Annotated in this window: 6 protein-coding genes; 5 read left to right on the plus strand and 1 reads right to left on the minus strand. The window is 38.6% G+C overall.

What is annotated here, in order from left to right:
* Positions 1 to 5: 5 nt before the first annotated feature.
* Both B4F31_RS03610 and apaG read left to right on the plus strand, forming a co-directional pair.
* Complete coding sequence (locus tag B4F31_RS03610) at positions 6 to 1,082, plus strand: DUF3667 domain-containing protein (protein ID WP_075324662.1); 1,077 nt, start codon at positions 6 to 8, stop codon at positions 1,080 to 1,082.
* 3 nt (positions 1,083 to 1,085) lie between these two features.
* Positions 1,086 to 1,472 (plus strand): Co2+/Mg2+ efflux protein ApaG, encoded by a 387-nt coding sequence (gene apaG, locus B4F31_RS03615; protein ID WP_093304019.1) that lies wholly within the window; start codon positions 1,086 to 1,088, stop codon positions 1,470 to 1,472.
* Here the strand turns inward: apaG and B4F31_RS03620 are convergent.
* The gene (locus B4F31_RS03620; protein ID WP_075324664.1) at positions 1,469 to 2,185 is read right to left on the minus strand and encodes an NRDE family protein; all 717 of its coding nucleotides are present in this window, start codon (positions 2,183 to 2,185) and stop codon (positions 1,469 to 1,471) included. The genes apaG and B4F31_RS03620 overlap by 4 nt on opposite strands.
* 139 nt (positions 2,186 to 2,324) lie before the next feature.
* Between B4F31_RS03620 and pruA the strand changes: the two genes are divergently transcribed.
* From pruA to B4F31_RS03635, 3 genes are all read left to right on the plus strand, one after another.
* Entirely contained in the window at positions 2,325 to 3,968 is a 1,644-nt protein-coding gene (pruA, locus tag B4F31_RS03625) for an L-glutamate gamma-semialdehyde dehydrogenase (RefSeq protein WP_075324665.1), read from the plus strand.
* 325 nt (positions 3,969 to 4,293) lie between these two features.
* Complete coding sequence (locus tag B4F31_RS03630; protein ID WP_286760644.1) at positions 4,294 to 13,995, plus strand: T9SS type A sorting domain-containing protein; 9,702 nt, start codon at positions 4,294 to 4,296, stop codon at positions 13,993 to 13,995.
* A gap of 150 nt (positions 13,996 to 14,145) precedes the next feature.
* On the plus strand, positions 14,146 to 14,946 hold an 801-nt coding region (locus tag B4F31_RS03635), incomplete at its 3' end, for an HYR domain-containing protein (protein WP_286760645.1).

Raw genomic sequence — 14,946 nt, forward strand, 5'->3', positions numbered from 1 at the left:
CAAAAATGGCAGGTAGCAGATACGATTTAAAGTACAGGGGCACCAAATGTCTTAACTGTGAACATCCGCTGGATAAGAGTGATAAATATTGCCCCAACTGTGGACAATTAAACAGCACTAAAAAGTTAAAATTCGATGATTTTTTTACAGAATTTTTCTCCGGTATTTTTGCCTACGATTCCCGTTTTCACCGCACCATACGAGTTTTATTATTTTCTCCCGGGAAAATTTCTAAAGATTATATCCAGGGAAAAAGAATGCGGTATGCAAATCCCTTTAAATTTTACTTAAGCGCTTCAATTATCTTTTTTCTGATCTGGGGCTTTGGAAATTCTTTTGATATAGAACCCATAGTAAATGATGACGAAATTGAAGAATTAGTTCAGGATAGTATTACCGGTCCAAATATGATTCCTACGCCCGGCGGGAAAGAAATTAATCTCGACTCCTTAATTATAAATCAACAACGCAACGCCAAAAAACCTTACCGGGAATTTTACAAACCTCACGAGGAGCTGGATACCATGAGTTACCTAGACGCCGGGAATTTAAAATTTGATCTTTACTCAAGGTTTTATAAAGAAACAACCATTAGAAATGCCGAAACTGCCATGGACAGTCTTTCATATCCGCAAACCAGCTATAATCACTGGCTCTATAAAAAAGCGGTAGATTGGAATACTTTAAAGGAGAATCCTGGGTTGTTTTTAAATTATTTTATCAATAAACTTCCTTTTATCATCTTTTTCTATTTGCCGGTTTTCGCACTATTTATCTGGTTATTATATATTAGACGACCTTTTAATTATATTGAGCATTTAGTTTTTACTTTTCACGTACAAACCACCTTTTTTATACTATTAAGCCTGGCGCTATTCGTAGATTACTTATTTCCGGGCAACTGGGCATTTATACTTTTCAACTTTATTTTTGCTTTTTATTTATATAAAGCCTTACGTGGTTTCTATTGCCAGGGGCGTGTTAAAACGATTGTAAAGTTTATGCTCTTAAACTTTATATTTTTTATTTTAGCGGGAATCGCTACAATAATTTCAATTTTAGCATCTTTTGCCATATATTAAGATATGATTCAACAAGTTACAAGAGGCATAAAAATTTCGGTCCACACCAATTTTGAAGGTACTTTTTTAAAGAACCTTGGCTCTCGTTTTGCCTTTTCTTATCATATAACTATAGAAAATCAAAGTAACGATTCAGTACAATTAACTTCGCGTTTCTGGAAAATTAAAGATGCTTTACACAATACCGAGATTGTACAGGGTGAAGGCGTTATTGGACAAAAACCGGTTTTAAAACCCGGGGAATCCCATACTTACCAGAGTGGCTGTTTGCTTAGTTCTCCTTTTGGATCTATGAGTGGTTACTATAATATGGTAAGCTTTACCTCAACCCGAAAATTCAGGGTTAAGATTCCTACTTTTAAATTAAGCGCCCCATTTGCTTTAAATTAAATCCCGGTAAATTCTTTATTACTTATTTTTCCCTGTTCCAGGTCTTCATATTTAAAATTCAATTTTCCCGGTAAAAATTCTATCTGGGAAATACTCTTGGTTTTCAAAAAACCTCGATCAATTATCAAATCTTTCTCTTTATCACCTTCTCCTGCAGAATGATGAAATTCCCATAGATTTTCAGCAGAAAGATTTCTTTCTTTTTGAAACTTAGAAAACCATTCTTCCCGCAGTTTTTTCATGGCTGAAGTATATAAAGGAGAAGAAGACCATATTTGTGGCTGAAGCGGCAATTCTTTAAAATGTTTCTGCGCTCCATCCCAAACAAATTCAGCAAAAAATAATTCTGAGGACCAATCGGCTATCACTACTGTGAAGGGTTCTATGTTTTTGAGATTGTAGTTTTCAATTTCGGTTTTAATATCTTCAGCAATTAGCCAGTCTTTTAATACCACGCCCCTGCTTTTTCGATAAGAATCTTCGCGTTTATGAGCTTCAAAACCGCCATTCATCAAACATAAAACCCGTTGTTTTTCACTCACACCAATCCAGCTTCCACCGGCCACGGCATCTTCAGGAAAAAGTAATAAAGTATTTTTTTCGATTTTAAAATCAGGCGGATAGGTTTCCCGCTCTGTAGCTTCGTCTCTATTAGATGTTAAGATAAATCCGTTGGAATTTTTGAAATGAGGCGTGAGACTTATGGTGCACATAAAATTATCTTAATAAAAGTATTGAATTTACAAAAATAGTTAAGCTTTCGTGAATGCGCTTTCATAAGGATTCAAAATCACCTAAATTTTTTACCTTTATACTCACAATAATTAAAAACCAAAAAAACATAAAATAACTATGGGAAAAGGATTTTTTCACGTTCCACAGGCGGTTAACGAGCCGGTAAAAACTTATGCTCCGGGAACCCCGGAAAGGGAAGAAGTTTTACTCACTTATAAAGATCTCTACAATTCCAATATGGAAGTACCACTTTATATTGGATCTGAAGAAATAAAGACAGGAGATACTGCAGATATTCGTCCTCCTCATGATCATAAACATAAAGTAGGAACTTACCACCGCGCCAAGAAGAAGCACGTTCAACAAGCGATAGACGAGGCTTTAAAGGCCAGAGAAAAATGGGCAAAACTGGAATGGGAACAACGTGCTGCGATTTTCTTAAAAGCAGCCGACTTAATTGCAGGGCCTTACAGATCAAGAATTAACGCTGCCACTATGATTGGGCAGTCAAAAAATATATACCAGGCAGAAATTGATTCAGCTTGCGAACTTTGTGACTTTTTACGTTTTAACGTAGAATATATGTCAGATATGTACAATGAGCAACCTGAATCTTCTGACGGAAACTGGAACCGAGTAGAATATAGACCATTGGAAGGTTTTGTATACGCAATTACACCTTTCAACTTTACCGCTATTTCTGGCAACCTTCCTTCAAGTGCAGCCCTTATGGGTAATGTAGCTGTTTGGAAACCCAGTGACAGCCAGATTTTCTCTGCGCAGGTGATTATGGAAGTATTCCAGGAAGCCGGTCTACCAGATGGTGTAATTAATATGGTTATGGGAGATCCTGAAATGATCACCAATACCGTGCTTGACAGTCCTGATTTCTCCGGAATTCACTTTACAGGAAGTACAGACGTATTTAAAGGAATTTGGGGTAAAATTGGTAACAACATCAATAAATATAAAACCTACCCAAGAATTGTAGGAGAAACTGGTGGTAAAGACTTTATTGTGGTTCACCCAACTTCTAACGCAAAAGAAGTAGCTACGGCAATTTCCCGTGGTGCTTTTGAATACCAGGGACAAAAATGTAGTGCCGCTTCAAGAGTTTACCTTCCAGAAAGTCTTTGGCCAGAGATTAAAGAATTTGTGAAAACAGATTTAGAATCTTTTAAAATGGGTTCTCCAGAAGATATGTCTAACTTTATTAATGCAGTTATCCACGAAGGAGCATTTGATAAACTGGCAGGCTATATAGACCGCGCCAAAAAAGACAAAAACGCTGAAGTAGTAATTGGTGGAAATTATGATAAATCTGAAGGTTATTTTATTGAACCTACCGTTATTCTCACCTCAGATCCTCATTATACTACAATGGAAACCGAATTATTTGGCCCAGTGGTAACCATCTATGTATATGATGATAAAAACTACAGTGAAGAAAAGTGGAGAGACTTACTAAAAACTGTAGATAACACCAGTATTTACGGACTTACTGGAGCAGTTTTCTCTGGAGACCGTTATATGGCGGCAATCGCTACCGACTTACTTCAAAATGCTGCAGGTAATTTCTATATAAACGATAAACCTACCGGCGCAGTAGTTGGACAGCAACCATTTGGTGGTGCCCGCGCCAGCGGTACTAATGATAAAGCCGGTTCTAAAATGAACCTATTAAGATGGGCTTCAGTTAGGCTGATTAAAGAAACTTTTGTACCAGCAAAAGATTACAGATATCCATTTTTGGGAGAATAATTCTGTAAAATATAATTTCAAAAAGCCACAGTTTAAAAGCTGTGGCTTTTTTATTTAATAATTTTTGAAAGTTAATTTTGTATTTCCTCCTGCTTTAAAATCCTTACAGACTACTAATTTTCAGTACTTCATTAATTTTAGTAGGAAAAATCGTAAAATCAGTAGTTAATCGAATAAAACTTCACTTCAACGATAATCACTTAGAACGATTTTTTAAAGTAGTATTTTTAATTGTTAATCGACTTCACCCCAGGGACTTATCGTCTCAAGCCATTTAACCTTATACCCCTACGTATTTTTTTTAATCGGCTAATCCATTACAATTATGGGAAAAATACTACTCCTAATATTTATAATAGTTCCTTTAGGTATTTACGGGCAGGCCTGCCCCAACTCGCTAAGTATAAGTTCTAACAACGGCAGGGAAATTTGTGCGGGAGAAGAAGTCACTTTCAGCGCCACGGCAGATACTGGCAGTAATCTTAATTATCAATGGCAAATTAACAATACGAATACTGGCCCTAATGCCGCCGAATTTACCACCAGTACTCTTTCACATAATGACCGCATAAAAGTTATTGTGACCAGTGATGATGATACAGAATGTAACCTTACCAGTGATTATATTCAGATGACAGTAAACCCCGTTAGAGTAGGAAGCGCGGTGATTGCAGCCAATTCAGAAGAAATTTGTCCCGGTGACCTCATCAGCTTTAATATAGCATCTTCTTCCAATACAGGAACCAACCCAGATTATCAATGGCAGGTGAATGGTGAAATTCAAGGTTCAGGCAATTCTTTTTCCGGAAACTTAGTTGAAGGAGATAATGTACAGCTTTTAGTAAGTTCCAGCTTACCCTGTACAGAAGATTTTTCCAGTAATGTTATTAGTATAAGCGAAAAAGACGGTCCACCGGCAAGTATTGGAAGCATCCAGGGAGAAATAAGTATTTGTCCGGGCATAAGCACTACTTATAATATTTCAGCAGTAAATTTTGCTGATTCCTATATATGGGAATTACCTGAGGGTTGGGATGGTAGCAGCACCGGCACCAGTATAGAAGTGACCACAGGAAGCCAGGGAGGAGAAATTAGTGTAAGAGCTATTAATGATTGTGGGGAAACTGAGCAGACACTTTCTGTAAATGTGGAACCGGGTGCCCCTACTCAGCCGGGAGGAATTTCCGGCAATACTGAAGTATGTCCCGGCACCCCTGAAAGTTATTCAATAAGTGAAGTTCCAAATGCAGAGTCTTACCAATGGATTCTTCCTAGCGATTGGAGCGGCAGTAGTACCACTAATACAATTGACCTAACAACCGGGAATCCAGGCAATACGATTTTAGAAGTAATCGCTATAAATACTTGTGGAGAGAGTATTGCACGTGAGTTAAACATCACTGTGCAAGCAGATATTCCTAATACCCCTGGTAACATTTCTGGCGTGAACCAGGTTTGTCCGGGTATTATAGAAACCTATTCCATTTCTCAGGTTCCAGATGCTGAAAGTTATAATTGGACAGTACCAGCAGGTTGGACTATAAATGGCGATGCAAATTCAAATCAAATTAGCGTAACCACCGGGAATTATGATCAAAACGGAAACATTAGCGTTACAGCTGTAAATTCCTGTGGTGAAAGCGAAGCAAATAGTCTAGCAGTAAATGTAGACTATGGAACTCCTCCCCTTCCCGGAGAAATAAGCCTGCAAATAGCAGACGGATTTGAAGTGATTTGTCCTGAAAGTTCTTTAAGTTTTTCAATTTCTGAAATGAATGAAGCTGAGTCGTACACGTGGGACCTGCCCCAGGGCTGGACTATAGTTTCAGGTCAGGGTACACCACAAATTCAGGTTATCAGTGGGCAATATGGAGAGAGTGGAGAAGTTAGTGTTTCAGCAACTAATAACTGCGGTACAGGTAATTTACAAACCCTGGAGGTAAATATTGATCCACCTGCCCCAGTAATTGAGAATATCCAAATAACCGGGGAAGTTGAAGTTTGCGCAGATGCAACTCAATTGGAATATAGTATTCCCCAAATTAGCTACGCTGATTCTTATGAATGGTCATTACCCTCCGGCTGGGTAATTACTTCAGGAGAAAACACCAACAGTATTATTGTTAGTGCCTCTCCAACTTCCGGAAACATTGAAGTGTTTGCCAAAAATGAATGCGGTGAAAGTGAGATAATTAGTCTGGCAGTAACAGCCGTAAACGATGTGCCAAATCAACCCGGAACTATCTCTACAGATTTGGGAATAGATGCCATTTGCCCACCTCGGAATGATATCTCTTTTAGTGTTCCTAATGATTCTGAAGTTGATTATTATCGTTGGATTTTACCTTCGGGATGGGAAATAGTAAGTGGCGAGAATACCAATGCAATTCTTGTGAATGTTACTAATAGTGCTCCTTATTCAAATGAAATAGTAAAAGTAGTGGCTGGAAATATTTGCGGTGAGAGCACTGAAAGTCAATATTCAGAAATTACGGTTTCTGATTTTGTAATAACCGATCTTGGAGAAAACCAGGATTTATGTTCTACCACTACGGCCGTTCCAATTGATGTAACTATTGAATTTGGAGGTTTCAAAAAATTTAAACCTGCATTTTCACATAATGGAGGGGGAAGCTTTACAGATATTCCACCTATTACAAATAATTATCCTAATAATTTTACTATCCAATATATACCAACCTCAGCCGATTTTGGTCAGGAAATAACTATCACAGTGAATGTGCCAGAACCAGAAACCAATAAGAACGATCCCGATGCTTGTGGAGATGGTTATGCTGAAGTTACTCTCTACTTTGCACCAAACCCTACGGCCAGTTTCCTAACAGAGAATCATGATATTTGTGAAAATTCAACTACAGGTATTACACTTTCAGGTACACCCAATACTCAAGTCACCTATACTGAAAACGGAACCACAAAAACCATAGATTTAAATGAGAATGGGGAAGCCGTTTTTAATTCCGGGAATCTCACAGAATCTACCACCTATGAATTAGTAAGTACATCATACCAGGAAGAACCCACTTGCGTTCAAACGCTTTCCGAAAGCCTTGAAATAACCGTAAATCCGGTTCCTTCAGTAGAATTAGTATATGAAGAATCTATATTCTGTGTAGATGATGACCAGGCTAAATCAGTGACTTTTGAAAATACCATCGGAGCTTATGAAAACGGAACTTTTAGCGCTGAACCCGGGCTTCAGATTGATCCCGGCACAGGAACAATAAGTCCTTCCAGTAGTGAACCCGGTGATTACAATATTACTTATACAATTCCGGCAAGTTTAGGTTGTGAACAGGTATTAATTACCACTACCATCAGCATTAAAGAAATTCCTCAAGTAGACTTTAGCTATGAGACGCCAATGTGCTCGGCCGGTGATTCAACCAAAGAAGTAACTTTAACGGGTAGCGGAAATTACCAAAATGGTTCATTTACGGCAGAAGCAGGCTTATCTATTGATGCTAATACGGGAACTATAAATCCATCTGATAGCACGCCAGGAACTTACACGGTAACATATACTACTCCTGCTGCCGATGGGTGTAATGAATATGAATTTACAAGTGAGGTAGTAATTACTGAAATTCCAACTCCTGAAATCACATACGATTTCAATGAATTTTGTAAGGGTGATTCCTCAACTTTCACTCCTGCGATTACCGGAGGTGGGGCAATAACCGGAGGTGCTTTTTCTTCGACCTCAGGTTTAGCGGTTAACGCAGAAACCGGTGAAATAAATCCGGCAAACAGTGATCCAGGCACTTATACAGTGACCTATGTCTTAGAAGCTTCAGCGGGATGCGAAATGGTTTCTACAGAAACTGAGATCCTAATTACAGAATTACCAACAGCAACTTTAAATTATGCCGGGCCGTTTTGTGCTTCAAATAATACACCTCAACAAATAAATTTTTCGGAAGTGAGTGGAACTATTACCGGCGGAACTTTTTCAGCTTCTCCTGTGGGACTTTCAATTAATGAAAATTTCGGAGATATTCTCCCCGGCTCCAGTGATCCGGGAGATTATACAGTCACATATATTATAGCAGCTGCGGGAGGTTGCGAAGAAGTATTTTTAACCACTAATGTAAGTATTACCGAAGTTCCTTATGCGAGTATTTCTTACAATGCACCATTTTGCAGTTCAAATAGTGAAAACTTTCCTGTAAATTTTGAAGAAACACCAGAGCTTTATAAAACCGGAACTTTTTCTGGAAGTACCGGTTTAGTTATAGATAGTGAAGGGAATATTAATCCTGCAGCAAGTGCTCCCGGTGCACATACTATAACCTATACACTTCCTGAATTTGATGCCTGTGAACCTTCTGAAGTTACCACCACCATCTTAATTTATGAAGCTCCGGCAATTACCTCTCAACCATTTAGTGTAGGGATTTGCTCTACAGAACCCAGTGAACTTTCTGTAGTTGCAACTGGTGATGAACTTCAATATCAATGGTTCCGGGATGGAGAAGCAGTTTCAGGAGCTACCGAAGCCACTTTATCTTTTAATAATACCACTTCCCAAAACGCCGGTGAATATTATGTTGAAGTGAGTGGACCGGCAGGTTGTTCACCGGTTATTTCAGAAACCGTTAGCTTAAACGTAGATGAAGATATAATTATAGAAGAACCTGTGACCGAAGTGCCGATTTGCGGAGACGGTTTTTCAGAAGTTACCATGAAGTTTATTGCCCATGCTAACGGTGCACCATTAACTTTCACCTGGTATAAAGGAAATTCCATAGTAGATGATTCCGATGAAAATATTACAATCACTACTCAACCGGCCGATGAAAACGGCAGGTATGCTGGTACATTGGAGATAATAAATGTCACTACCAATTACAATGGCGACTATTATGTGGAAGTTCAGGGGCCGGCAGAATTCACTTGTTCTACCGCAGTGACTAATCCTTTTCAATTACGTTTAAATGAAGTACCGGAACCACCTACGGTCGCAAATTTTGAATATTGTCAATATGAAGAAGCTCCTGCTTTAAGCGTTCTGGCAGGTGAAAATCTTACCTGGTACGCCACTGAAACCGGTGATGATGCTTTTCCTGAAACTCCGGTGCCGAGTACCGATGAACCGGGAGAAACCATTTATTGGGTTACCCAAACACCAGATGTTTGCGAAAGTGAACGTATAGCAGTAAGTGTAAATATTAAAGAAAAACCTGCAGTTCCCGAAACTACAATTGTTATAGAATATTGTGAAGGCGAGACAGCCAATCCTCTTGAAGCTGTGGTAGCGGACTCGGCTAGTTTAAATTGGTATGATGCTGAGGAAAATCTGCTTTCAGAAGCGCCCCTGCCCAATACTGAAAGTATGGGAACGTTCCAATATTACGTTTCTCAAAGTCTAAATGATTGCGAAAGCGATAAAGTTGCTATTGAAGTCATTATTCATGAGTTACCAGAAGTTACCATAACCTCTTCTGAAAACCTGGTGTGTGCCGCATCGTTGGTAACATTAACTGCGGAGGGAGCTGATACTTACGTTTGGTACAATGAAGCCGATGAAGAAATTGGCACTACCGCTTCCCTGGAGGTGAATCCGGAAATAACTACTACTTACAAAGTGGTTGGTACAGGGACTGGAGAATGTTCTACAGCCGCTGAAATTACCATTGAAGTAGATCAACCCAGCGATGCCGGAACCATATCTGGAGAAACCAATGTTTGTACTGGAAATAATTCGGGAGAAATTGCATTGTCTGGTATTAATGGTGAAGTAATTCGTTGGGAATTCACAGAAGATAATGGTGAAACCTGGGAAACCATAGATTTAGAAGAATCGGAAATTTCTACAAGCTATACTTATCAAAACCTTATCACAACCACCGGCTTTAGAGCTGCGGTACAAAATGGAGTTTGTGAAGAAACTATTTCAGAAACAATATATATACAGGTAGATGAACGTCCAATTGGCGGCGAATTAAATTTTGCAGGTTTCGACCGATTATATACCACTTGTGAAGATCCAGAATTTTTAGAAGACCTGGTTCTTTCCGGCCATACCGGGCAGGTAGTTGCCTGGAAATACCGAACTGCATCACAGGCCTCTTTTCAAACTATACCAGGGGAAAACGGCAATGTCCTTTCTTCAGCAATTATCACCGGGTTGGTTGGTAACGAAACATTAATTTTTCAGGCTGAAATAGTAAATGGTTCCTGTACTAATCCAGTGGTAAGCAGAACGGCTATTTTAAGTGTAATCTCTTCTAATATTGAACCTGCTCCCGTAACTGTGAGTGAGAATTTAATTTGTTTGGGAACCGATGTCACTTTAAGTGCCGAAACGGGTTATCAATCTGGTGACGGAGTAAATGATAGTGGTAATTTTGATAACGCTTCAATAAATCAACAGGGTTGGAGAATTATAAATTCTAATGGAGTTGAAGAAAACTTTGAAACCAGCGCAAACAATACCGCGCCCAACGTTTGGCGCAGAGTGACGCCAAGGGAATTTATTACAGCAAACCTTACATCCCCGTACAACACCTCATATCAATTATTTGATCACAGTTTAGATGACGGAAATAAAGGTTTTTCCCTGGTTTCTGGCAATAACACCTCTACTATGGAGACCAATGTATTTGCTTTAGACGGAATGGACTCAGGTATTTTAACTTTTGATCAGGCCTACAACCTTACCGATGGAGCCTCTATTGAAGTTTTAATTTCAACAAACGGCGGCAGTACTTACACCTCATTATATAGTAATAACGGGGATCCTTCGAGTGGGAATTATAATAATTTTGCCTCGGGAACGCCTATTTCACGACCTGAAAATAAAATTGAAATTGATGTGGGCGATTATATTGGGCAAAACAACTTAAGAATAATGTTTAGTTATGTTGGAGCCAGACAGGGTGATGTATGGGCTATTGATAATATTATTTTACCCGATGGACCACAAAATGTTGGTGTAGTTTGGGAAGACACTACAGATCCTGATACTCCGGTTATTATTGGTACAAATAATTCAGAAATCTGGGAACCTACTGAAATTGGATGGAATGTCTCTGTAATTACCACAACTTTAGAATATACAGGCGGTTCTTGCGCTACTGCTACCAATAATGAAGAAATTAAAGTTTTTGTTTACGACCAATATACTTCTACCGTCCAGGCTGAAACCGGGAGCTGCGGAGTTTATTCTGCACAATTATCTGCCACAGTAAGTAGCGAAGCTCAGGGCGAAATCACTTCCTATCCTACCCTGGATGGATATATTGGAAAATGGGTAGTAGAAGGGCCCACAGGCTACGAATTTTCAAATATTGATCCGAACAATGAGAGCGATCCTATAAACAACCCGAATGCTATTTTCACCTCGCAATCAGAAAGTCCGGAAAGCTATACTATTACCTGGGTTTTAGAATCAACTGAAACGGACGAGAATGGAAATTTAATTGAAAATGAAGCTTGTTCACCAATTTATGAAACTGCGGAAGTTATTTTTGAAGATTGTATTGCCCTTGATTTTGATGGGTTAAACGACTATGTTGATTTAGGCGAAACCTATACAGGAAATTACAGTTTAGAGGCGTGGATTCGGCCTGAAGCTTCAACAGGAACTATTATTAGCGGGCCTAACTTCAAAATTAATTTAGAAAACTTACCGGCTGGAATTAATACAAATTCCCGTTGGTATCATATTGCTGTTTCTAATAATACTCTTTATATAGACGGAATTGAAAGCGGTAATTTTAACCTCGGAAATGGTGGTGAAAGAACCCTTATAGGCGCTAGCTGGAATAATACCACTAGTAGTGCTGAAAATTATTTTACCGGCTGGATAGAAGAAGTCAGAATTTGGAATACTGCTATTACCGTAGAACAAATAAGGTTTATGATGAACCAACGTCTCTACAATAATGGTACTCAAATGGGAGTAGAAATTCCTATGAATGTACCGCAAGGATTAGGTTTTGCTGACTTAGCGGGATACTATCAATTATTAGCTCAGGAGGAACTTGTAGCCGGAGGAACCACTCCCGATTTGGCACACAATGCCATCCCTGGCAAACTTAAAAATATGGAAACGCTCCAGGAAAATACGGCGCCCCTGCCCTACACTTCACGAATAGACGGGCAAACCTGGGCTACTAATAATACCTGGACGCATTTTGAAGTTTGGGATGCGCCAAACAGCACAGGAATAAATGGAGATCCAATTGAATGGAATATTGTTAGAACTTCTCACAATGTTAATTCAGGAAATAAAGATATTAGCGTTTTGGGATTAATATGCGAAGAAAAAGAATTGGAAATTGCCGATCCCAGTGATGCGATGGATGAATATAATAATGGAAAATTTCTGCGTATTACCCATTATTTGAAATTAGATGGAATAATAAATTTAATTGGCGAATCCCAACTTTTGCAGGATGAGGGTAGTATTTTGGAAGAGGCCAGTAGTGGTTACTTAGAGCGAGATCAACAGGGCACCCGTAACAGTTTTAACTATAATTACTGGAGTTCACCGGTTAGTGCACAAGGAAGTAGTAATAATTCGCCATATACCATTTCCACAATCTTGCGAGATGGCACAAACACACAGAATCCTTTAAATATAGATTTCAGAGGAGGTCATGCGGCAGCGGACCAGGCCCGAACATCTCCTATTATAATAAGTGCCTACTGGCTACATGCTTTTAACGGCAGAGCAAACCAATATGGAGACTGGGAACATATTGGAGCTAACGGGACCCTTAACACCGGCGAAGGGTTTACTATGAAAGGAAGCTCGGGTACGGCTTCAATTCTGGAGGAACAAAACTATGTTTTTACTGGTAAGCCGCATAATGGCAGAATTGAATTAAACATTGGTCCAGATATGAATTACCTGGTAGGCAACCCATATCCGTCGGCACTAAATGCCAACGAATTTATCCTGGATAATCTAAAAGATGTTACCGACGGAAGAAATTCACAAAATGTTTTTAACGGGGTGGTTTATTTTTGGGATCATTTTGGAGCAGAAAATACTCATATACTTAGGGAATATGTGGGTGGTTATGCAGCATATTCACTGGCTGGCGGGGTGCAGGCAATTTCAAATGATTATCGCATAAATGCTAATGATGCCAAGGGGACAAAAACCCCGCAACAATTTATTCCTGTAGGTCAGGGATTCTTCCTAAACACAAGGTTAGATGAAGAGAATTCAGGAAATATTACAATTGCAGGAGGTGATGTTATTTTTAAAAATTCCCAGCGCCATGGTGTTAGAGAAAATGTGAGCAGTTCAATTTTTCTTCAACCTCTTGCCAAATCAAAAAATATAAAAGCTCAGGATAACGATGAAAGAGCAAAAATTAGGCTTAAATTCCATTCTCCAAAAGGTTACCACCGGCAAATTTTAGTTACCCGAGATGTTAATACCAGCAATGGTTTTGACCTTGGTTATGACGCTCCTTTAATAGAAAATAACCAGGAAGATATGTACTGGCTTATAGATTCCTCGAAAGTTGTGATTCAGGGTGTTCCCAATTTTAACACAGATCAGGTCTTACCTATTGGTGTAAAAATAGCCGGAGATGGGTATTTTAAAATTCATATAGATAGTCTTGAAAATTTCCCTGATGAAATTCCGGTTTATTTAAATGATAAATTACTGGATACCGTGCATGATCTTAAAGAAAAACCTTATGACGCTCTCTCTCCGCCGGGTAGAATTCACAACAGGTTTCAAATAATCTTTACGAATATTAAAGCGATTCCCGAAATTCCAGAAAAACCTGATTTAAGTTCAACAATAGATTTTAAATATAATGACGAAACTTATGAACTTAGAATTGATAATCCTGAACTGATTGAGATATCTGAGGTTCATGTATTTGATTTAAGCGGAAAACTTGTACAGACACATACTGATATTCCACTACAAAAGCAGAACATTTTAACAATAAATCCCGTAGGCGCCAGTGTTTATATTGTAAAACTAATTACGGCCGATGGAAACAGAAATAAAAAGTTTATTATGAAATAAGAAGGTCTTTTCTTACAATTAAAACCTTTCACCCTATTTAATTTGCATTTCATCTGATTTTTAGAGAATTAAGCTATGTTTCTGACTTAATTTCTTGTTAAAATAGTTTTTTTATATGTAATTTTACCACTTGTAACATTTTAGTTGCCTATGGGTAAAATTACTCCCCGGTTTTTATTAATAATTCTTATTTACGGCTTGTTCATTCACGCTGTAAATCCGCTATTTTCTAATATTTCCTATGGGCCTGAAAAACCAGTTTTAAAAGATAAAAATTCTGAAAATTTCTTTTTTGTTGGTTTCTATTTAAATGCAGCCCCCACTATTACCGCTCCTGGTGATAAGACAGTCAACAATAATTCTGGACAATGCTACGCTTCAAATGTAGAGTTTGGAGAACCTAGTATTTCAGGTACAACCAACTCCCCTGAAATTTCGGTAAATGGCAATAATATAAATCCTGCAACTTATGAATTTCCTGTAGGGAATACTACCATAACCTGGACCATAACCAACGAAGAGGGAACAGATAGTGACACCCAGATAATTACTGTTATTGATAATGAAAACCCAACTGTCATTGCACCTGGAAATGTCACCAAAAATACGGACAACAATGAATGTACAGCATCTAATGTAAGCCTGGGAACACCAAATACAAACGACAACTGCGGAATAAAAAATACTACAAATGATGCGCCTTCGGTTTTTCCTATTGGAGAAACTACCGTAACCTGGACGGTAATCGACAATTCCGATAATACTGCAACCGCCACACAAACAGTAACTGTAGTTGATAATCAAAATCCTACAATTTCCGCCCCCGCGAATTTGAGCGTAAATACAGATAACAACGAGTGTACGGCCTCTAATGTAAGACTTGGAACACCAAATACAAACGACAACTGCGGAATAAAAAACACTGCAAATGATGCGCCTTCGGTTTTTCCT

Origin of the sequence: Salegentibacter sp. UBA1130 (genome assembly GCF_002311535.1) — a bacterium.
In the GTDB taxonomy this organism is placed as follows: Bacteria; Bacteroidota; Bacteroidia; order Flavobacteriales; family Flavobacteriaceae; genus Salegentibacter; species Salegentibacter agarivorans.

Bases quoted from the DNA above. Each gene is read 5' to 3' on its own strand.
- B4F31_RS03610 (WP_075324662.1), top strand. From the start codon at position 6: ATGGCAGGTAGCAGATACGATTTAAAGTACAGGGGCACCAAATGTCTT.
- apaG (WP_093304019.1), top strand. From the start codon at position 1,086: ATGATTCAACAAGTTACAAGAGGCATAAAAATTTCGGTCCACACCAAT.
- B4F31_RS03620 (WP_075324664.1), bottom strand. From the start codon at position 2,185: ATGTGCACCATAAGTCTCACGCCTCATTTCAAAAATTCCAACGGATTT.
- pruA (WP_075324665.1), top strand. From the start codon at position 2,325: ATGGGAAAAGGATTTTTTCACGTTCCACAGGCGGTTAACGAGCCGGTA.
- B4F31_RS03630 (WP_286760644.1), top strand. From the start codon at position 4,294: ATGGGAAAAATACTACTCCTAATATTTATAATAGTTCCTTTAGGTATT.